General features: G+C 61.7%; 18 protein-coding genes. 6 read left to right on the forward strand and 12 right to left on the reverse strand.

The features are described from left to right. Window positions 1–80: 80 nt before the first annotated feature. From EFB14_RS30345 to EFB14_RS30355, 3 genes are read right to left on the reverse strand one after another with little or no spacing between them, the layout of a single operon-like run. Window positions 81–932 (reverse strand): DUF1365 domain-containing protein, encoded by an 852-nt coding sequence (locus tag EFB14_RS30345; RefSeq protein ID WP_126830367.1) that lies wholly within the window; start codon window positions 930–932, stop codon window positions 81–83. After that, on the reverse strand, window positions 929–2263 hold the full coding sequence (locus EFB14_RS30350; RefSeq protein WP_126830369.1) for an NAD(P)/FAD-dependent oxidoreductase: 1335 nt from the start codon (window positions 2261–2263) through the stop codon (window positions 929–931). The genes EFB14_RS30345 and EFB14_RS30350 overlap by 4 nt, the downstream gene beginning before the upstream one ends. Further along, window positions 2260–3711 (reverse strand): cryptochrome/photolyase family protein, encoded by a 1452-nt coding sequence (locus EFB14_RS30355; RefSeq protein ID WP_126830371.1) that lies wholly within the window; start codon window positions 3709–3711, stop codon window positions 2260–2262. Before EFB14_RS30355 ends, EFB14_RS30350 begins: the two co-directional genes overlap by 4 nt. Window positions 3712–3970: 259 nt before the next feature. On the opposite strand from EFB14_RS30355, the gene EFB14_RS30360 reads away from it, so the two are divergent. Next, window positions 3971–4282 carry a hypothetical protein gene (locus EFB14_RS30360; protein ID WP_126830373.1) on the forward strand — a complete coding sequence of 104 codons (312 nt, stop codon included), beginning with the start codon at window positions 3971–3973 and terminating at the stop codon, window positions 4280–4282. A 192-nt stretch (window positions 4283–4474) separates the two neighbouring features. Further along, complete coding sequence (locus EFB14_RS30365) at window positions 4475–5152, forward strand: HAD family hydrolase (RefSeq protein WP_126830376.1); 678 nt, start codon at window positions 4475–4477, stop codon at window positions 5150–5152. Window positions 5153–5179: 27 nt separating this feature from the next. Here the strand turns inward: EFB14_RS30365 and EFB14_RS30370 are convergent, their stop codons facing one another. The 8 genes from EFB14_RS30370 to EFB14_RS30405 all read right to left on the reverse strand — a co-directional run bounded on the left by EFB14_RS30370 (window position 5180) and on the right by EFB14_RS30405 (window position 15977). Then, a complete protein-coding gene (locus tag EFB14_RS30370; protein ID WP_126830378.1) occupies window positions 5180–7837 on the reverse strand; it encodes a nitrate reductase in 2658 nt (885 codons plus the stop codon). Then, window positions 7838–8173: a nitrite reductase small subunit NirD gene (gene nirD, locus EFB14_RS30375; RefSeq protein WP_126830380.1), complete on the reverse strand. Its 336-nt coding sequence runs from the start codon at window positions 8171–8173 to the stop codon at window positions 7838–7840. Between the two features lie 3 nt (window positions 8174–8176). Beyond that, window positions 8177–10627, reverse strand: coding sequence for a nitrite reductase large subunit NirB (gene nirB / locus EFB14_RS30380; RefSeq protein ID WP_126830382.1), 2451 nt, complete (start codon window positions 10625–10627; stop codon window positions 8177–8179). 3 nt (window positions 10628–10630) lie between these two features. After that, a complete protein-coding gene (locus EFB14_RS30385; RefSeq protein WP_126830384.1) occupies window positions 10631–11416 on the reverse strand; it encodes an ABC transporter ATP-binding protein in 786 nt (261 codons plus the stop codon). Window positions 11417–11427: 11 nt separating this feature from the next. After that, window positions 11428–12309 (reverse strand): nitrate ABC transporter permease, encoded by an 882-nt coding sequence (ntrB, locus tag EFB14_RS30390; RefSeq protein WP_312894138.1) that lies wholly within the window; start codon window positions 12307–12309, stop codon window positions 11428–11430. Window positions 12310–12410: 101 nt separating this feature from the next. Next, window positions 12411–13709, reverse strand: a complete 1299-nt coding sequence (locus EFB14_RS30395; RefSeq protein ID WP_126830387.1) for a CmpA/NrtA family ABC transporter substrate-binding protein — start codon at window positions 13707–13709, stop codon at window positions 12411–12413. 362 nt (window positions 13710–14071) lie between these two features. Further along, a complete protein-coding gene (locus EFB14_RS30400; protein WP_183605228.1) occupies window positions 14072–15355 on the reverse strand; it encodes a CmpA/NrtA family ABC transporter substrate-binding protein in 1284 nt (427 codons plus the stop codon). Window positions 15356–15389: 34 nt separating this feature from the next. Then, window positions 15390–15977 (reverse strand): ANTAR domain-containing response regulator, encoded by a 588-nt coding sequence (locus tag EFB14_RS30405; protein ID WP_125845016.1) that lies wholly within the window; start codon window positions 15975–15977, stop codon window positions 15390–15392. A gap of 429 nt (window positions 15978–16406) precedes the next feature. Between EFB14_RS30405 and EFB14_RS30410 the strand changes: the two genes are divergently transcribed. From EFB14_RS30410 to EFB14_RS30420, 3 genes are all read left to right on the forward strand, one after another. Further along, window positions 16407–17066: a peroxiredoxin gene (locus EFB14_RS30410; RefSeq protein ID WP_125845015.1), complete on the forward strand. Its 660-nt coding sequence runs from the start codon at window positions 16407–16409 to the stop codon at window positions 17064–17066. 173 nt (window positions 17067–17239) lie between these two features. Continuing rightward, a complete protein-coding gene (locus EFB14_RS30415) occupies window positions 17240–18196 on the forward strand; it encodes a lytic transglycosylase domain-containing protein (RefSeq protein ID WP_126830389.1) in 957 nt (318 codons plus the stop codon). Between the two features lie 76 nt (window positions 18197–18272). After that, window positions 18273–19226 carry an NAD-dependent epimerase/dehydratase family protein gene (locus EFB14_RS30420; RefSeq protein WP_126830391.1) on the forward strand — a complete coding sequence of 318 codons (954 nt, stop codon included), beginning with the start codon at window positions 18273–18275 and terminating at the stop codon, window positions 19224–19226. An 11-nt stretch (window positions 19227–19237) separates the two neighbouring features. On the opposite strand, the gene EFB14_RS30425 is transcribed toward EFB14_RS30420, so the two are convergent. Then, a complete protein-coding gene (locus EFB14_RS30425) occupies window positions 19238–20503 on the reverse strand; it encodes a glycerate kinase type-2 family protein (protein ID WP_126830393.1) in 1266 nt (421 codons plus the stop codon). Window positions 20504–20689: 186 nt separating this feature from the next. On the opposite strand from EFB14_RS30425, the gene EFB14_RS30430 reads away from it, so the two are divergent. Beyond that, window positions 20690–20986: a DUF6074 family protein gene (locus tag EFB14_RS30430; RefSeq protein WP_126830395.1), complete on the forward strand. Its 297-nt coding sequence runs from the start codon at window positions 20690–20692 to the stop codon at window positions 20984–20986. Window positions 20987–21035: the final 49 nt, after the last annotated feature.

Genomic DNA, 21035 nt, shown 5'->3' on the forward strand with positions numbered 1-21035 from the left:
TTTTCTTGCCGGTTAAGGACGACGACACATCCGTGACGATGTGCTCGGGCCGCCTCCGGCTATTACGTCAAAAGCTAATGTTATTCCGCCGCGTCCGCAAGCGTGCGGGGCCGGTGGATGCTGACGTCAGGGGGAGGTGAAGGGCGTCGGATATAGCGCGCGCCCTTCAGCCACAATTTCAGCGCTTCCCAATGGATGCCGGCGACGATCTTGAAAGTGAGGAAGGGTAAACGCGCCATCAGCATCAGCAGCGAGGCGCCGGTCAACGGCACCTGCCGTCCGGAAAATGTCGCCGAAAGAAGCGGGCCTTCGCAGTCGGTTTCGAGGATGCGCCAGCGGATTTCCGCGCCCGGCGGCAACATGCGGAAGTGATAGCGCACCGCCATGCCGATGAAAGGCGAGACATGGAAGAGCTTGTCGCAGCTCTGGCGAAGTCCGCCTTCTGCCATTTCGCCATCGCCGACAGGACAGACGTAGCTGTGTCGCTCGCCGAATGTGTTGCGCACCTCGTAGATCATCGCGATGAGCCCGCCATCGGCATCATAGGCGTGGTAGACGGAGAGCGGATTGAAGACATAGCCGAGAATACGGGGATAACAGACGAGCAGTATCCTCTCGGCGCGCTCGACCCCTGCCGCGGCGAGCAGCCGATCTGCATGGGCGCGCAGCGTCTTATCCTCGTTATCGGCATGGTCCTTTTCATAAAAAGAGACGAGATTGCGCCGGTTGACGGAAAACAGAGCCGACAGCCTGTTGGCCTCATCAAGCCTGTCGAGATCGACGAGCAGTGAGAACACGCGGTAGCGGAAGCGATGGCCGAACGGTTTTATCCGTTGATGCATGATTTCTCCGACATAGAGCACTGTCGGGGCATCCGGTGGAGGGCCATTGTCGGCGGTGCTGACGCCGAGTCTTTTTCGTTGCCGCCTCATGCCACTATGTCCTGTTGCGTTTCCCAGGGGGCTCGGGCGGTTCGCCAGGGAATGATCCCGCCGAGAGCCTCGGCGGCGGCCAAGCCGGAAACCAGGCCGTCCTCATGGAATCCATATCCCGTCCAGGCGCCGGCGAAATGGCAATTGTTCTGTCCCTGAATGGCGGCGAGCGCCCGCTGCGCCGCCATGGCCTCGGCCGAGAATTGCGGATGCTCGTAGGTGAATTCCGCAAACACCTTGCGGGGATCCGGCTCTCGGTCCGGATTGAGCGTCACGAACAGCGGGAACTTGTGATCGATGCCCTGCAGCCGGTTCATCCAATAGGTGACCGCCACGCTTGCCTTTCCGTCCTCGCGGCTGGAGCGCAGATAGTTCCACGAGGCCCAGACCTTCCGCCGCTGCGGCATCAGCGCCTCGTCGCGATGCAGGACGACGCGGTTCGGCTGGTAGGGGATAGCGGCAAGCAGCTTTTGTTCCCGATCGGTCGCGTCTGTGAGCAAGCGCGCGGTCTGGTCGCTATGGCAGGCGAAGATCACCTTGTCGAACGGGCGTTCGCTGCCCCTTTCGTCGAAGATCGTGACACCCTGTTCGCCGCGGACCACTCCGCGCACCCCGCAGGAAAGCTTCACCCGCTCGCCGAGCGGCTGCAGCAGCCGATCGAGATAGGTGCGGCTGCCGCCGGTCACCGTGCGCCACTGGTGCTGGCGGCGGTAGATCAAGCGATGATTGTCGAAGAAATTGACGAAATGCTCGGCCGGAAACTGCAGCATGCGGGCGGACGGCGTCGACCAGATGGCCGCCGCCATCGGCACGAGATAATTGTTGGTGAAGCCGGGCGAGAAGCCGCGCCAATCGAGATAGTCACCGATCGAGCGCGAGGCGAGATGGCCGGCGGCCCGGTCTTCGAGGCACATACGGTTGAAGCGGAGGATCTCGCGGATCATCCATAGGAACGACGGTCGCAACAGGTTGAGCTTCTGCGCGAAGATGGAGGACAGCCCGCCGCCGCTCCATTCCAGCCTGCCGTGGTCGAGCGAGAGCGAAAAACTCATGTCGCTCGCATGCGTGGCGATGCCGAGCTCGGCAAAGAGCGCAGTCAGGTTCGGGTAGTTCAGTTCGTTATAGACGATGAAGCCGGTATCGACGGCAATCCGAACACCGTCGTAGTCCACGTCGACGGTCGCCGTATGGCCGCCGGCGCGGGCTTGGCTTTCGTAGAGCGTAACGTCGTGCACGGGATTTAGCGCCCAGGCTGCGGAGGCACCCGAGATGCCGGAGCCGACGACTGCGATCTTCAACCGGCGAGGAGGGACACGGAAATGCGCGTTCATGCGGCATCCTTCATGGCTTTATAGGCCGCGAGCGCACGGTTGCGGGCGCTGGCATGGTCGACGATCGGTTTTGGATAGGTCTTACCGAGGATGACGCCGGCCTCGTCGAGGACGCTCTTCGGCGCCTCGAACGGCCGATGGATGTATTTTGCGTCTAGTCCCCGAAGCTCCGGCACGTGGGTTTTGACATAGTCACCGTCGGGATCGAAGGTTTCGCCCTGCAGCACCGGGTTGAAGATGCGGAAGAACGGCGAGGCGTCGGCTCCCGAGCCGGCGACCCATTGCCAGCTTGCCGCATTGTTGGCCGGATCGGCATCGACGAGCGTATCCCGGAACCAGTCCTCGCCCCGGCGCCAGTCGACCATCAGGTCCTTGATCAGGAAAGAGGCGACAATCATGCGAACGCGATTGTGCATCCAGCCGTGGCGCCAGAGTTGGCGCATGCCGGCGTCGACGATCGGATAGCCGGTCATGCCACGACGCCACGCTTCGAAATCCTCGCTGTCGTTGCGCCATTCGAAATCGTCGAAACGATCGTTCCAGTTGGCCGAGGCGAGGCGCGGGAAATGGAAGAGCAGATGATAGGAGAATTCGCGCCAGGCGATCTCCTTGCGGAAATGCACGATATCGGCCGCCGGCACCCGTTTCGACAGGCCGCGCGTCGCATCCCATATGCGCGCGGGGGAGATCTCGCCGAGCGCCAGATGCGGCGACAGCATCGACGTAGCCGGCTTTGCCGGATAGTCGCGGTTTTCCTTGTAGCCCTCGAGACTGTCCTCGACAAAGGCCCGGAGCTTCTCCCGCGCACCTTGCTCGCCCGGCGTCCAGACATCGGCGAAATCCCGTGCCCAATCCGGCTTCTTCGGCAGCAGGTTCCAACGATCAAGCGTTTCCGATTCCGGAAGTTTCTGAGCCAGTTGCAGCTTCGACGGTGCCTCCAGTGGCTGCTCCGGTTCGCCGGTGCTCTCCAGCGCCCGCCAGAACGGTGTATAGACGCGATAGGGCGTGCCGCCGCCGGTCGTCAGCCTCGAGGGTTCGTGCAGCAACTGGCCGCCAAAGCTTTGTGCCTCGATCGCCTGCTTTTCCAGCTCACGCTTGATCCGGATGTCGATGGAGATTCCGGCTGGATCGTAGCGCCGGTTCCAGAAGACAGCTTCGGCGCCGCTTTTCTCGATGATGGCGCGGAGCACTGCAAGCGTCTCGCCGCTTGCAAGCAACAGCCGACCCCGCCGCTCGTTCAGCGATCGGTCGAGCGCTTTCAGAGAATGATGCAGCCACCAGGCCTGGGCGGCGCCCAGCGGACCGGTGCCGGCGGCTTCCGGCTCGTCTATATAAAGGGGAATGATCTGCCGCCCGGAGAGATGGGCTGCGTTGAGCGCCTTGTTGTCGTCAAGGCGCAAGTCCTTGCGAAACCAAAGGATAACAGGTTTTGCCGCGTCCTTTGCCAATGAAGCCGTTCCCCGTCCGTGTGCTTTCAAACTGCTACGGATGTACGGAACGCCCGGATCAAAAGTTTCATCGGAAGGGAAAAGCTTTTAGGGCCGTTACGACATGAAAAAGGCCGGCGTGTTGTAGAAAACTTGCGGTGGGAACCCGTGTCCGTGCCGATGTGGTTACGGATAAACCTTAACAGCCGAAGTCGCTGGATCGGTGTGGCTGCCTGCCTTAGTGGCATGGCGAAACGCTAATCCGCAGCATGAGGCCGCTATGTTCGTTTCCCCGCGTGAGGTCGGAGATCTCTGCCTCCAGATCGCGATTGCACTCGCCTTGACGGCAACTGGAATGGCGATCGCGTCCTCTGCTGCGGGCGGCGAGAAAGTTGCTATCTCAGCGCTCGACGTGAGCCGTCCCTCGCTCTGGACGGCCGTTCCGATGCGCATCGACCCGGCAACACAGGCCTATCTGCGCGCCGATGCTCCCGCCAGGCTGGAACTTGCCGACGGCGCCGATGAACTGTGTCACGACCAGATCGGCCTCCGCCTCTCTTGCGACTTGATGACAACCAGCACGGCCTTTTAGGCGCTTCGGCGGGATCGTCGATGTTTACACGAACATCGTATGCATCTCCGCTGCTGCGTTGATGGATGTCGCCAGTGTGTGTGGCGACATGGAGATCGGTACGTGCTCGCGAAAGCTTGCAAAAGGCCGTGATTTGCCGTTTGATCAGGTGGTAGCGACAACCATCCACTGCTCTCCTTAAAGGATTTGCCTTTGTCCCCGCCGATGCCCCGCGGCTTCGAGAAGCCTTATGCCGCCTTCCTGTTCGACATGGACGGCACGATCCTCAATTCCATCCGTGCCGCCGAGCGTGTGTGGGGCGAGTGGGCAAGACGTCATGGGCTCGATGTCGCAACCTTCTTGCCGAAGATGCATGGATCGCGCGGCATCGACACGATCACCCGGCTGAACTTGCCTGGTGTTGACCCAGAACATGAAGCAAAACTGGTGACAGAGGCTGAGATCGCCGATGTCGACGATGTGGTTGCCATTTCGGGTGCTGCGGCATTCCTGAGTTCTCTGCCGCCGGATTGCTGGGCGATCGTCACCTCCTCGCCCTTGCGTCTTGCCCGCCGGCGGTTGGAGGCTGCGGGGCTGCCGCTGCCGAGGTTCATGGTGACGGCGGAGGACGTGAGCATCGGAAAACCCAATCCGCAATGTTATATCCTTGGCGCCGAACGCCTCGGCGTCAGCACGCAGGATTGCTTGGTGTTCGAGGATGTCGCGGCCGGCATCACCTCCGGCGAGGCGGCGGGCGCCGATGTCATGGTCGTGACGGCAACCCATCACGACAAGATGGAGACGCCGCATCCGACCCTCTCATCCTACGACGAGATCTCGGTCCGCATCTCCGCCGATCGTAAAATGCTCATCGTTCCGAACGCGGCCTGACGCCGCGTCGGGTTTCGCGCTTGCGCTTCATTCCGCTGCTGCGGCAAGACAGCGATCGATGATCTTGCCGATTTCGCCGCGGCAGGAGCCGCAATTGGTTCCAGCGCTCAGTTCCTTGCCGACGGCCTCGACGCTGTGGCATCCGCCGCGCACGGCGGCGGCGATCTGGTTGACCCCGACGCTGAAGCAGGAGCAGACGGTCGCTCCCGGATCCGGCCTGCCGGCGCCGGGACGGCCTGCGACGAGCGCAAAGCGTTTCCTGAGATCGCCATGCGAGGCGGTAAGCTGCGAGATCGCCCAGTTGCGCGCCACTGCGACCGGTTCGCGGGCGAGGAAGAGGGCGGCAAGCAGGACCTCGCCATCAAAGAAGGCGAGTCTGAGGTCGCCGGACTGCCGGTCGGCATAACCGAGCGGTTCGATTTCATCAGGAATGGCGAAAACCGCTCGGCACCAGGCCGTCCAGTCTTCGACGGCCTCAGCAAAGGCAAGCTCCAGCCGCCAGCCGCCAGCGGCTTTCGCCTGCGCCCAATAGGCAGCGTCTGGGGCTACGGGCTTTGCGGCCGAGACGGCGAAACCATAATGCGTGGCGCGGAAGGGGCGGACGGCGACGGCAACGTTCTTCGATGCCGGCTGACCGGAAATGGCGTCGGTTATCGGCGCGACCACCGCGTCGATGCGCGCTCTTGCGGCGAACTGGTCGTTCCAGTGCATTGGCGCGAAGATGCCTCCACGCGCCTGACGATCGGTCACTAGCGCCCGGACGACAGCCTTGCCATGGGGGCTTTCGATCTCGACGAGACCGGCGCTTGATATACCGGTTTCGATCGCATCGCGCGGATGGATTTCGGCGAAAGGTTCGGCGATATGGGCGGAAAGGCGCGCGCTCTTTCCGGTCCGCGTCATGGTGTGCCACTGGTCGCGAATGCGCCCGGTGTTCAGCGTGAAGGGGAAGTCGGCATTGGTGCGATCCGTTGCGGGCGGCTCTATTGCGACGAAGCGCGCCTTGCCGTCAGGATGGAAGAAACCGCCCTCGGCGAAGAAGCGGGTGACGCCGGATGCGGTCCCTGCCGCCTGCGGCCATTGGAAGGGTGACAGCTCTTCATAGGCGCCGCCGGACATGCCTGCGCGCGCGCCGATGTTGAAATCGCGGCTGCCGTTGTTTTCGAAGCCGGAAAGGGCAGCGTGTTCCGCAAAGATTGCGGCCGGCGCATTGAAGTCGAAGGCGGAATCAAATCCCATGCGGCGCGCGACTTCCGCAAACTGCCACCAGTCGGCTTTTGCCTCGCCGGGGATGTCGAGAAAGGGTCGCTGCCTGGAAATCCGCCGTTCGGAATTGGTGACCGTGCCGTTCTTTTCGCCCCAGCCGAGCGAGGGCAAAAGCACATGCGCGTGCCGAGTCGTATCGGTCTCCTTGAGGATGTCGGACACGACGACGAAGGGACAGGCGGCGATCGCGCTTTCGACGCTGTCGGCATCCGGCATCGAGACGACGGGATTGGTCGCCATGATCCAGAGCGCCTTGATGCGCCCATCGGCCACGGCGCGGAACATGTCGACCGCCTTCAGACCGGGCTTGGCTGCGATGACGGGCGAGTTCCAAAAGCGCTGAACGCGGTCGCGATCGTCGGGATTCTCGATCGCCATATGGGCGGCGAGCATATTGGCGAGGCCGCCGACCTCACGCCCGCCCATGGCATTCGGCTGGCCGGTCAGCGAGAACGGCCCCATGCCGGCGCGGCCGATGCGGCCGGTCGCCAGATGGCAGTTGAGGATCGCGTTGACCTTGTCGGTGCCGGAGGAGGATTGGTTGACGCCCTGGCTGTAGCAGGTCACGACCTTCGGCGTCGTCTCGAAGAGGCGGAAGAACTCCCGGATCTGCATGGCCGGCAGACCAGTCCGCTCCAGGAGGTCGTTCATATCAAGTGCCGCGGCGGCTGCAAAAGCTTCGCCGAAACCTTCGGTATGGGCGGCGATATAGTTCTGGTCGATGGCCGGGCTTGTCGCGAGATGGGCAAGCAGGCCCATGAACAGAGCGACGTCGCCGTCCGGGCGGATTGCCAGATGCAGGTCGGCGATATCGCATGTCATCGTGCTGCGCGGATCGATGACGACGATCCGCATGCTCGGCCGCGCCGCTTTTGCCGCGGCAAGCCGCTGGTAGATGACGGGATGGCACCAGGCAAGATTGGAGCCGGTCAGAATCACCAGATCCGCGAGTTCGATATCCTCATAGGTCCCGGGCACGGTGTCGGCGCCGAAGGCGCGGCGATGTCCCGCCACCGAGGAGGACATGCAAAGCCTTGAATTGGTGTCGATATTGGCCGAGCCGATGAAGCCCTTCATCAGCTTGTTCGCGATATAATAGTCTTCGGTCAGGAGCTGGCCCGAGACGTAGAAGGCAACAGAATCAGGTCCGTGTTCGGCGATCGTCTCGGAAAAACGCCGGGCAACGAGATCAAGCGCCTCGTCCCAGCCGCTCCGTTCGCCCGCGATTTCGGGATAAAGAAGCCGGCCGTCGAGATCGATGGTCTCGGCAAGGGCCGAACCCTTCGAGCAGAGCCGTCCGAAATTCGACGGATGCTCGGGATCGCCCTTGACACTGACGGTGCCTGTCTCGTCAACCGTGGCGAGAACGCCGCAGCCGACGCCGCAATAGGGACAGGTGGTCTTGACCTCGGCCGCCATCTATTCCGCCGCCATCATCAGGCTTTCCAGGGCAACGAACAGCCTGCCGTCTTCGTTCAGCACGGGGATCGTCCGGACCTCGCCGTTATCGGCGCCGAGAGCCTTGCCCGTCTCCAGCGAAATCACCCAGTTGTGCAGCGGGCAGGTCACGGCCTTGCCGTGAACAATGCCCTGGGAGAGCGGGCCGCCCTTGTGCGGGCAGTGGTCCTCGATGGCGAAGACTTCGTTTTCCGCCGTGCGGAAGACGGCGATCTTGCCCTGCGGCGTCTTCACGCAACGCGCCCCGCGCAACGGAATATCGGAGATGTCACCGATTGCGATCCAGTTCATGTCCATCTCCTATTCTGCAGCCTGCGGGTAGCCGATCGTCGCCATCGGCTTGAACTCGTGCTTGTCCTTGCCGGAAACACGCTCCGACCAGGGATCGACCTGGGCAAATTTCTGGGAGAAGACGAAGCGGTCGTAATAGGCTTTGCGCTTTTCGGCATCACCCATGATCTGGCGGCGGATTTCCTCCAGGCCGACACGCTTGGCCCATTTGTAAATGCGCTCGAGATAGCGGGCCTGCTCGCGATACATCTGCGTCAGCGCCACGATATGCTCCAGCGCCTCGTCTTCGGTCCGCACAAGCCCAAGAACCTCGGTGCCCTTGATGTCGAGGCCAGCCGCACCGGCGAAATGGATCTCGAAACCGGAATCCACGCAGATCACGCCGATGTCCTTGCAGGTTGCCTCGGCGCAGTTTCGCGGGCAGCCGGAAACGGCCATCTTCAGCTTGGCCGGCGTCCAGGAGCCCCACATGAACTTTTCGATGCGGATGCCGAGACCGGTGGAATCCTGCGTGCCGAAGCGACACCAGTCGGAGCCGACACAGGTCTTCACGGTGCGCAGGCCCTTGGCATAAGCCTGGCCGGAGATGAAGCCAGCCTTGCCGAGGTCGGCCCAGACGGCCGGCAGGTTCTCCTTCTCGATGCCGAGAAGGTCGATGCGCTGGCCGCCCGTCACCTTCACCATCGGGATTTCGAACTTGTCGACGACATCGGCGATGGCGCGCAATTCCTTGGAATTCGTCACGCCGCCCCACATGCGCGGCACGACGGAGTAGGTGCCGTCCTTCTGGATGTTGGCGTGCACACGCTCATTGATGAAGCGCGACTGGTAGTCGTCGGCATATTCGTCCGGCCAGTCGCAGACGAGGTAATAGTTGAGTGCCGGCCGACATTTGGCGCAGCCGCAGGAGGTTTTCCATTCCAGCTCCTGCATGACGGCAGGAATGCTCTTCAGACCCTTGGCCTTGATCAGCCGGCGAACGTCGTCATGGCCGAGTTCAGTGCAGGTGCACATCGGCTGCACGGCCTTCGGATTGTAGCTGTCGCCGAGCGTCAGCGCCATCAGCTGTTCGACGAGGCCGGTGCAGGAGCCGCACGAGGCGGATGCCTTTGTATGGGCGCGCACGTCGTCGAGTGACGTCAGTCCTTTGCCCGAAATCGTCGAGGTGATCTTGCCCTTGCAGACGCCGTTGCAGCCACAGATTTCCGCGTCATCCGGCAAGGCTGCAACGGCCGCCATAGGGTCCAGCGGCGACCCTCCCTGATAGGCCTGACCGAAGATCAGCGTTTCGCGCATCTCGGAAATATCGGTCGCCTTCTTCTTCAGATCGTTGAACCAGGCGCCATCGGCAGTTTCTCCGTAAAGCACGGTGCCGATGATCTTGTTGTCCTTCAGCACCAGGCGCTTGTAGACGCCGGCGCTGGCATCGCGAAGCACGATCTCCTCGCGGTCGTCGCCGTCGGCGAAATCGCCGAGCGAATAAAGGTCGATGCCGGTGACCTTCAGCTTGGTCGGCGTGTCCGCATGAACGAAGGCGGGCGAGCGATCGCCGGAGAGATGTGAAGCGGCGATGCGGGCCATTTCATAGAGCGGCGCGACGAGGCCATAGACCATGCCGCCCACTTCGGCGCATTCGCCGAGCGAGAGAATATCGCCGTCCGAGGTCTGCATGCCGGCATCGACGACGATGCCGCGATTGACGGCGAGCCCGGCGTCCTTGGCGAGATTGACGTTCGGGCGAATGCCGACCGCCATGACGACGAGGGTCGCCGGAATGATCGTGCCGTTGTCGAGTTCGATGCCCTCGACCTTGCCGTCACCGACGATCGCCTTGGTATTGGCCTTGCAGATGACCTTGATGCCGCGTTCCTCGACCGCCTTCTGCAAGAGATAACCGGCGGCCGGATCGAGCTGGCGCTCCATCAGCGTCGGCATGACGTGCAGGACGGTGACGTCCATGCCGCGCTGGGCAAGGCCGGCCGCCGCCTCGAGGCCAAGCAGGCCGCCGCCGATGACGACAGCCTTTTCACGCGACTGGGCGGCGAGCAGCATCGCCTGCACGTCGTCGAGATCGCGATAGGTGATGACGCCCGGCAGATCCTTACCGGGAACGGGGATGATGAAGGGCACGGAACCGGTGGCGATCACCAGCTTGTCGTAGTTTTCGGTGACGCCATGGTCCGAGGTGACGGTCTTGGCGGCGCGATCGATCGCGACGATCCTGTGGCCCTTGTAGAGCGTGATGCCGTGATCGATGTACCAGCCGTCGCCATGGATGACGATCTGCTCATAGGTCTTTTCGCCAGAAAGCACCGGCGAGAGCATGATGCGGTCGTAATTGACGCGCGGCTCGGCGTTGAAGATCGTAACCTGATAGCGGCCGGGCGCCTGTTCGAAGAGATGTTCCAGCATACGCCCGGGCGCCATGCCATTGCCGATGATGACGAGTTTTTCGGTCATGGATTACTCCGCGGCTTCGACGAAACGGTGGCGTTCGTAGAGGAACTTCAACACGGCTTCGCGGCATTTGAGGTAGGTTCGGTCGGAGGCGAGCTCGATGCGGTTGCGGGGACGCTCGATCGGCACGTCGAGGACTTCGCCGATTCTTGCGGCCGGCCCGTTGGTCATCATCACGATCCGGTCGGAAAGCAGCACAGCCTCGTCGACGTCGTGGGTGATCATCACCATCGTATTGCCGAGCCGGAGATGGATCTCCATCACCGCATCTTGCAGATGCGCCCGCGTCAGGGCGTCGAGTGCGCCGAAGGGCTCGTCGAGCAGCAGGATCTTCGGCTCCATCGACAGCGCCCGGGCGATGCCGACACGCTGCTTCATGCCGCCGGAGATTTCCGAGGGACGCTTGTCCTTCGCATGCGCCATCTGCACGAGGTCGAGATTGGCCATCACCCATTCGTGGCGCTCGGCCTTGCTCTTCGTGTCGCTGAAGACCTTGGAGACGGCGAGTTTGACGTTTTCGTAGACCGTCAGCCAGGGCAGCAGGCTGTGGTTCTGGAAGACGACGGCGCGTTCCGGCCCCGGCGCATTGACCTCGCGGTTTTCGAGCAGCACTGCGCCCGAGGAAACCGGCGTCAATCCGGCGATCAGGTTGAGCAGCGTGGACTTGCCGCAGCCGGAATGGCCGATGATCGAGACGAATTCGCCCTTGTCGATGACGAGGTTGATATCTTTCAGCACCTCGGATCGGTCGAAACGCTTGTCGATATGGTCGAGCTTGAGATAGGCGGTCATGGCGATCTCCCTCAGCCGCGTGTGATGATCTTGCCGAGGGCCGACACCAGCTTGTCGAGGGCAAAGCCGACGACACCGATATAGGCGAGCGCAACGATGATGTCGGGCAGGCGGGACGAGTTCCACGCATCCCAGATGAAGAAGCCGATGCCGACGCCGCCAGTCAGCATCTCGGCCGCGACGATCGCCAGCCATGAGAGCCCGACGCCGATGCGAAGACCCGTGAAGATATAGGGGGCGGCCGAAGGCAGCATGATCTTGAAGAAGAATTCGAACTGGTTGAGCCGCAGCACTTTCGCGACATTGCGGTAATCCTGGGGGATATTTCGTACGCCGACGGCGGTGTTGATGATGACAGGCCAGATCGAGGTGATGAAGATCACGAAGATCGCCGACGGATTGGAATCCTGGAAGGCGGCGAGCGACAGCGGCAGCCAGGCAAGCGGCGGCACGGTGCGCAGCACCTGGAAGATTGGATCGAGCCCGCGCATCGCCCAGACCGACTGGCCGATGATGGCGCCAATCACCACGCCGGAAACCGCAGCGAGCCCGAAGCCGTAGGCGACGCGTTGCAGCGAGATCAACACGCGCCAGCCGAGCCCGATATCCTGCGAGCCGTAGTTGAAGAAGGGATAGGCGATGAGGTCGAAGCTTTCCAGCCAGACTCGGTGCGGCGAGGGCAGGGAGGCATCCGGCGAGGAACAGAGCACCTGCCAGACGGTGAGGATGATCACGAGCACGACGAGCGGCGGCACGATATTGCTGGCTGCGGCAGCAATGATCTGGCGAAGGCGCAGGCGCGGCGCGGCCTTGATCGCCAGCGTCACCACTTTGCCCCCAGGCGCCGGTCTGCCTGCCTGGGAGGCCGTATGGTTGCGAGCCGGTGCTGGCATGAATTGTTCCTTCTTATTCAATGGCGTGCTGTGAGATATGTCCTTCTCTCCGTCAAAACGGGGAGAAGGCTCGGGCTGGCGGTTGAGGGACAGGCCACGCATCAGGACGCCGCCTTGATCGCCAGGCTTTCGAGATAGGCGGACGGATTGTCCGGATCGAAGACCTTGCCGTCGAAGAAGGTTTCCTTGCCCCGCGAACTCGTGGCCGGGATATCAGCCGCCGCGACGCCGAGGTCCTTGGCGGCATCGCGCCAGATATCCTCGCGGTTCACCTGATCGACCAGCGCCTTGATATCCGTATCCGGCGCGAAGTTGCCCCAGCGGATGTTCTCGGCCATGAACCAGGTGTCGTGGCTCTTGAAGGGATAGGAAACCCCGCCGGCCCAGAACTTCATGTAGAGGTCGGTGCCATGGGCGACGCGGCCGTTGCCGTAGTTGATGTCGCCCTTCAGGCGTCCGAGCACGTCCTTCGGGGGCACGTTGAACCATTGGCGGCGCCCGAGGATCTCGGCCATCTCGGCCTTGTTGTCCATGCTGTCGCACCATTGCTGGGCTTCCATGACAGCCATGACAAGAGCCTTGGCCGCATTCGGGTTCTTCTCGATCCAGTCGGCCCGCAGGCCGAGCGCTTTTTCCGGATGCCCCTTCCAGAGCTCGCCTGTCGTCGCCGCGGTGAAGCCGATGCCCTGGTTGACGAGCTGCTCATTCCAGGGTTCTCCGACGCAGAAGACGTCCATGTTGCCGACCTTCATGTTCGCCACCATCTGCGGCGGCGGCACGACGATGGTCGAGACGTCCTTGTTCGGATCGATGCCGCCGGCGGCCAGCCAGTAGCGGATCCAGAGGTCGTGCGTGCCGCCGGGGAAGGTCATTGCGGCCTTTACCTCCTTGCCCTCGGCCTTCTTCTTTTCGAAGGCGGCCTTGAGCTTGGAGGAATCGAGCTGCACGCCGGTCTCGGCATATTCCTTGGCGACCGAAATGCCCTGGCTGTCGTAGTTCAGCCGTGCAACGAGGGCCATCGGCACCGGCTTGTTGTTCTGTGTCACCTTGCCTGTATGCATGAGGTAGGGAAGCGGCGAGAGGATATGCGCGCCGTCGATGCCGTTCGCTGCCCCGCCGAGCACGAGATTGTCGCGGGTTGCGCCCCAGGAGGCCTGCTTGGCAACGTCGACGTCGGGCAGTCCGTGTTTTGCGAAAAGCCCCTTCTCCTTGGCAACGATCAGCGGCGCCGCGTCGGTCAGCGCGATGAAGCCGAGCTTGATGCCGGTAACCTCAGGTGTCGCGGCTGCGGCAAAGGCGCCTGATGGGAAAGCGGAGCGCACGGCGCCGATCAGTGCGGCAGCGGCGGTGGTCTTCAACATGCTGCGACGGCTGATTGCAGTCGTGAAAATCTTGGTCATGCGCAGGTTTCCTCTGATGGCGGGTGGCTGCCGGAATTTGGGAACAAAAAAACGCCGCTCGATGATTGCGTCCGCGGGAGGGAGAAAGCCCGGACTGCAAAAATCTTGCGACGTCGATGTCATCTGTGAGCGCCTATCGTGCGCTCATCCTGCACCGATCGCCGTTGACCGGTGCGCAAAGTACCAAGCAAGCCGTGTGCCAGTTTGAATTTAATTCTTCAAGATAATGAATTTAAACGGTATTTTGGAAAGATTGGCCACTGCGCGTTTTTTGGGCTGCTGTAAATCATGCAAATCTTTTGTGCGCTTGTGGCCGGCCGGTGCAAATCCCTGCTGGCGTTTTGTGCAGGGCAACAGGAAAATCAGGCCTCGTCGCTGCCGCAAGCGAAGGGCAGGACGCTTCTGACGGCAAAGCCCGCGACATAATCCGGCAGTGCCGTGGGATCGAAGACGTGGCCATCCATGAAGCGGTCGCCCTCATCGCCACCCTCGATGCGGATGTCGGCATCCTCGGGTGCATTCTCGTCGCCGAGAGCGGCGCGATAGAGATCCGGGCGATAGGCGGAGGCGGCAGCCCGCGCATGGTTGAGGCTGGTCTCGGCCTGTCCCCAACGGATCATCTGGCTGTAGATCCACAGCGCATGGCTCGGTCTCGGATAATTGGCGAAGCCGGAATGGAACTTGAAATAATCGGCGATGACCCGCCGGTTGCCCCTGGCGTCAAGGCTGAATTCGCCAGCAAGCACACGACGGATGATGTCGACGGGAGCGGCGATATAGCGGGGATCGGCGAGGGCGGCTGCCAGCGCGTCGTGGTTTTCAGCCAGATCGCACCAACGGGCTGCAGCGTCGAGCGCCACGATCAGCCGGGAAACGGTTTCGGGATGGGTTTCCGCCCAATCCGGCCGCATCCCGATCACCTTTTCCGGGGCCGAGGGCCAAATATCCTGCTTGGCCGCGACGATGCGGCCGACGTCCCGTTCCGAGGCGATCATGTTCCACGGTGCGCCGACGCAGAAGCCGTCGATGGCGCCGGCCTCCAGCGCGTCCGAAGTCAGCGGCGGCGGCACGACGACGAGCTTGACATCCCTGTCGGGATCGATGCCGCCGGCCGCCAGCCAGTAGCGGAATTCGTAATTGTGGGAGGAGAAGGGATAGGTGACGCCCAAGGTCGGCAGCGGCTCGCCGCGCGCCTTCATAGCCGCAATTGTTTTTGCCAAGGCATGGGCATTGTCGAGCGCGCTTGCCGTTTCCGACAGGCCGGTACCATCCCGCATCCTCTCGAAAAGCCGTGTCGACAGCGTGATCGCATTGCCGCCGCGCCCCAGAGAAAACGGCGTGATCGTCGGCGAGGGGTTGGAGCCGAGGCCGAGCATGGAGGCGATGGGCATCGGCGACAGCATATGGGCGATATCGTACTGGCCGAAGGCCAGGCGGTCGCGGACATTCGCCCAGGAAACGTCCTTGACCAGATCGAGCGTCAGCCCTTCCTTCCTGGTAAATCCGAATTCCGTCGCGGCGATCAGCACCGATGCGTCGACGAGCGGAATGAAGCCCGCCCGCAGCACTTTTGCTCCCTCGCTGTTTAGGCGCGCGGGCAGGGGGAGCCCACCGCTCACATCGGCGATCTTCGTCATCATATCCACTCCGGTTTCCTCCGGAAATTCGCCAAGTCGGCCATCACATCAAAAGTCCCGCGGCGGTGACAACGCTCTGGGCGATTTCCGACATCTTCTTCTTTTCGTTCATCGCCGTCTGTCGCAGCAGCGCGAAGGCCTCTTCCTCCGGCAATCCTCTCATCTTCATCAATATGCCCTTGGCGCGCTCGATCAGCTTGCGCTCCTCCAGCGCCGACCGGGCATCGGCAAGCTCCCGCCGCAGCCGGTTGAAGGCGTTGAAGCGGCTGACGGCCATGTCGAGGATCGGCTTGACGCGTTCCTTCTTCAAGCCGTCGACGATATAGGCCGAGACGCCTGCATCGACCGCAGCCTCGATCGAGGCCGTGTCGGAGCGGTCGACGAACATGGCGATCGGGCGGGAAACCGTGCGCGTCAGCTGGAAAAGATGCTCCATCATGTCGCGGTTGGGATTCTCGATATCGATGATGATCACATCGGGCATGAGGGTTTCGATGGTGCGCGCAATGCCGTGGACCTCATGCACCACGGTGACGCGCGCATGCCCTGCCTCGCGCAGTCCTTCTTCGATGATGGAGGCGCGAATGGCATTTTCGTCGATCACCAGAATTGTCAGATCGCGATGCGTCATGCCTATATTCATGACGCACTGCAGCAATTTTTGCAAGGTGTTCGCCTGAAAAGTGTGCGAAATTCAGTACTGCATAAAATATAATCAGTTTGCCGTACTTTCGCGCGGAATCAACGCGTAGCCAAGGTCGATCTGTTCTATTTCTGAAGCGACGGAGCGCTGCCCGCTTGCTCAGGACCGATGGGGACCATCGATCTTTATAACGTGCATCCACCGGAAAAATAATGCTGCAGCGGGCCGGAAATCGAAAGAGCATGCCTTCGGTTATCGTGGTATATAACTTACTGAAAATCCTGGAATGGGACGTTATTGTTGTCGGCAGGCTGCGAATACTGGTGACTGTAGTCTTGCGATCGCTTTCTGCCGACGGATCCCATGGCCTCGATTTTAGACGAACAACTTTAAACACAAGGCTTTGGAGGGCCGACCATGAGCTTACGCATCAACGATATTGCACCCGATTTTACCGCCGACACGACCCAGGGACCGATCAGCTTCCATGACTGGATCGGCAACGGCTGGGCGGTTCTGTTTTCGCATCCGAAGAATTTCACGCCCGTCTGCACCACCGAGCTCGGCGCCATGGCCGGCCTCGAGAAGGAATTTTCCAAGCGCGGCGTCAAGATCATCGGCATCTCGGTCGATCCGGTCGAAAGCCACGGCAAGTGGAAGAACGACATTAAGACAGCCACCGGCTTCGATGTCGAATACCCCTTGATCGGCGATAAGGACCTCAAGGTCGCCAAGCTCTACGACATGCTGCCGGCCGGCGCCGGCGAGAGCTCCGAAGGCCGCACACCCGCAGACAATGCGACGGTGCGTTCGGTTTTCATCATCGGTCCCGACAAGAAGATCAAGCTGAGCCTGACCTATCCGATGACGACGGGCAGGAATTTCAACGAGATCCTGCGCGCCATCGATTCCATCCAACTGACGGCCAAACATCAGGTGGCGACGCCGGCGAATTGGAACCAGGGCGAGGACGTCATCATCACCGCCGCGGTTTCGAACGAAGACGCGATCACCCGTTTCGGCTCTTTCGACACGGTTCTGCCCTATCTCAGGAAGACTAGGCAGCCGACCGCTTGATTGCTGATTTCAATCTGTTCCTCGAGCCGCCGGCCATATGGTCGGCGGCTTTTTCGTGAATGCCTCTCAGCGCACCAATTCGAGCGCAGATGTGAATGGGGGAAGCCTTGGGCCTCCATCGATGCTATCTAAGGCATGTCGCGCAAAACCGTGTTCGAACCTGCTGAGATCCGATGATAGGGCGAAAGCGTCAGTCCGGCATTGGAAGGAGACCGGCGAAGGCCATGCTTTCGCTCTGCCTTCTATTTTCTGAAGAGGGCACGGCAAGGGCTCAGCCGGAGGGGAGTGTTGCGCCGCCCGCCTGTCTGTATTCGGGGCCATCCGCATCGGTGTCGGGCGAGACGCTTTGTATCCGCAAGGAGAGTTTCAATCGCGATCTCTGCATTGCGATCGAGCATTTCGCCAAGGCCAATCAATTGCCGCCGGATTTTTTCGCCCGTCTCATCTGGCGGGAGAGCACCTTTCGCCCCGATGCGGTCAGCAACAAGGGAGCGCAGGGCATTGCGCAATTCATGCCGGGAACAGCGAAACTCCGCGGCCTTGAAGACAGTTACCAGGTGCTGGAAGCCCTGCGGAAATCGGCGCAATATCTCGATGAACTACGCCATCGTTTCGGCAATCTCGGCCTGGCCGCCGCCGCCTACAATGCCGGCGAAAATGGCCTTGCTGCTTACCTCACAGCAGGCAGTTTACCTTACGAGACACGCGGCTACGTGATGGCGATCACCGCACATACGGTCGAGGAATGGAAGGATAATCCGCCGGAAGATGCAGCAGCCCCGCTCGACAAGGACAAGCCCTTTCTCGATGGCTGCGTGGCGCTTGCCGAAAGCCGGATGTTGAAAGACGCGCCCTGGCGTCAGGAGGGCAATTGGGCTCCCTGGGGTGTCCAGCTTGCGGCAAATGCCGATGTCGGGGTTGCCCGGCGTCTGTTTCTCGATGCCGTCCAGGACCTGCCCGCGCCGCTGAACGCGGAGCAGCCGTTGATCCTGCGCCAGCGCGATCGCAGCTTCGGCTTTCGACCGCGTTATGCGGCCCGCATCGCCCGCCAGACGCGCGTGGAAGCCAATAATGTCTGCACCCAGATCAGAAAGCATGGCGGCAGCTGTCTAGTTTTCAAAAATCGATAGTGGGCGAAAAGTCTGCTTGCAGGATCGCGGGGCGGCGCAGCATATTCGGCGCGAAAATGGAAAGGGAGGAACGATCATGCGGGTTCTGGTTATCGGGGCAACGGGCCATGTCGGAACCTATCTGGTTCCCCGTTTGGTGGAGGCGGGTCATGACGTCGTGACGATCAGCCGCGGGGTGGCAAAACCCTATACGGCAAATCGCACCTGGGCGTCCGTCGATCAGCGACAGATGGATCGGGCGGAAATGGAGCGGAGCGGTGAATTCGGCCCAGCCGTCCGCGCACTGAAAGCCGATATCGTCATCGACATGATCTGCTTCACGCTGGAAAGTGCGGAGCATCTGGTGACCGCCCTGTCAGGGCATGTCGGCCATTTCCTGCATACCGGCACGATCTGGACGCACGGCTATCCAACGACCGTGCCGACAACGGAGGAGGCGCCAAAGTCTCCTTTCGGTGACTACGGCATGCAGAAGGCCGCGATCGAAACCTATCTCTTGCAGCAGGCAAGGCTTCGAGGATTTCCGGCAACCATCATCCATCCCGGCCACATTGTCGGTCCCGGATGGGCGCCGCTCAATCCGGCAGGCAATTTCAACCTGCAGGTCTTTTCGACGCTTGCCCGCGGAGAGGTTCTGGCCCTGCCCAATTTCGGCCTGGAGACCGTGCACCACGTCCATGCCGATGATGTCGCGGCGATGTTCATGGGCGCGATCGCCAACTGGAATGCATCGATCGGCGAAAGTTTCCATGCGGTTTCGGAACAGGCGCTGACACTTCGCGGCTACGCGGAAGTCATGTCGCGATGGTTCGGCCATGAGCCGAAGCTCAGCTTCGCGCCATTCGATAGCTGGGCCGAGAGCCAGACGGCAGAAGATGCGAAGGCGACATGGGAGCACATTGCCCGCAGCCCGAATTGCTCGATCGCCAAAGCCCGGCGCCTGCTTGGTTACACCCCAAGATATACGTCCCTGCAGGCGGTGCAGGAATCGATCGGCTGGCTGATCGGGCAGGGGAAGATCAGGACCTGACCCGCCAGTTCCTAACGGATCAGGATCGCCCTGAAATCATTGACGTTGGTTCCGGTCGGTCCGGTCTCGAAGAGATCGCCGATAGCCTTGAAGGCGGAATAGCTGTCATTGCCGTCGAGCAGCCGGCGCGGATCGAGCCCTGTGGCTCTGAGGCGTCTCACCGTACCGCCGTCGGCAAAGGCGCCGGCATTGTCTTCCGATCCGTCGATCCCGTCCGTGTCGGCCGCCAGCACATGAATGCCCTCCTGGCCGTCTATCGCCAGCGCGATGGCGAGTGTGAATTCGCCGTTGCGTCCGCCTTTGCCGCCCTTGGCCCGCAGCGTCACGGTCGTCTCGCCGCCGGAGAGGATGACGACGGGTTTCGAAAACGGCCGGTTACGGCACAGCACTTCGCGGGCAATCGCCGCATGCACCAGCGCCACGTCGCGCGATTCCCCCTCGATCGCATCCGAAAGGATAACAGGCGTGATGCCGTGCGACGTCGCCACCGTTGCCGCCGCCTCGAGCGACACACCAGCGGAGGCGATGATATGATGCTCATGCCTCGAAAAGATTGGATCGTCCGGCCGCGGTGCATCTGCCTTCGGTGAGTTCAGATGATTGAGCGCCGCCTGCGGTAGCTTCAGCCCGTATTGGCGGACGATCTCCAGCGCCTCGTGCCGCGTCGAACCGTCGGGCACCGTCGGTCCCGAGGCAACATGTGCCGGGTTGTCGCCGGGAATGTCGGAGACGATTAGGCTGACGACCCTCGCTCCGGTCGTTGCCGCAAGTCTGCCGCCCTTGATGGTGGAAAGATGCTTGCGCACCACGTTCATCGCAGAGATCGGCGCGCCGGAGGCAAGCAGCATTTCGTTGAGCGCGATTTCGTCTTCAAGCGTCAGCCCCTCCGGCGGGGCGGGCAGCAGCGCCGAGCCGCCGCCGCAGATCAGCGCGATGACGAGATCGTCTTCCGTCAGTTCGCCAACCGTCTCCATCAGACGTCTTGCAGCGACAAGCCCTGCAGCATCGGGCACAGGATGCGCGGCCTCGACGATCTCGATGGCGCGCGTCTCGCAGCCATAGCCGTAACGGGTGACGACCAGACCTTCGAGCTTTCCGTCCCAGATGCTTTCGAGCGCTCGTGCCATCTGTGCCGCGCCCTTGCCGGCGCCGATCACGACAGTTCTTCCCTTCGGCTTATCGGGCAAATGCGCCTTGATGCCGGTCAGTGGATCGGCGGCGCGAACCGCTGCATCGAACAGGCCTTTCAGGAAATCGCGGGGGGCGGTTATCGTCATCGGTGATCTGCCTCGGGTATCGGTCTTGATGCGGACTGTCGGCGCATCGGTGTGCCCGCGTCAAGGTCGAAGGCGCGGCAGTTTGACGGCAATAGGCGTCCTTGAACGAGAGCGGATACGAAACGAATAGAAAGCGTTAACCATAGTCCCGTAGACAACGAATAGGATCAAAGGAACCTCTGTTCGATGGCTACTGAAATGACCCGCCGCCCCGTCTCCAATCAAGGCAGGATTATCGCTTTCCCCTCCGGTACCGGAACCGCCAATATCGAGCGCTGCGCCCGTGAACTCGGCCGGCGGCATGGCGCGGATGCAATAGAATTCTGGAAGGCCGAATGCCGCAGGCTCGCCGATCAGCTTCTGGCCGCCGGAATGCCGGAGAGCGATGTCCGAGAGCGGGTGCTGCGGTTCCAGGAAGATGTCCAGATCGAACTCGTCCTGAGCCACGAAAAGCGGGCCGTCGCCAAATCTCAAAAACGATAGCGGCAATCTCGCGGGATCAAGCTATCCGCGATGTCACGTTTGCCCTCGG

The organism is Rhizobium fabae (assembly GCF_003985135.1).
GTDB lineage: Bacteria > Pseudomonadota > Alphaproteobacteria > Rhizobiales > Rhizobiaceae > Rhizobium > Rhizobium pisi.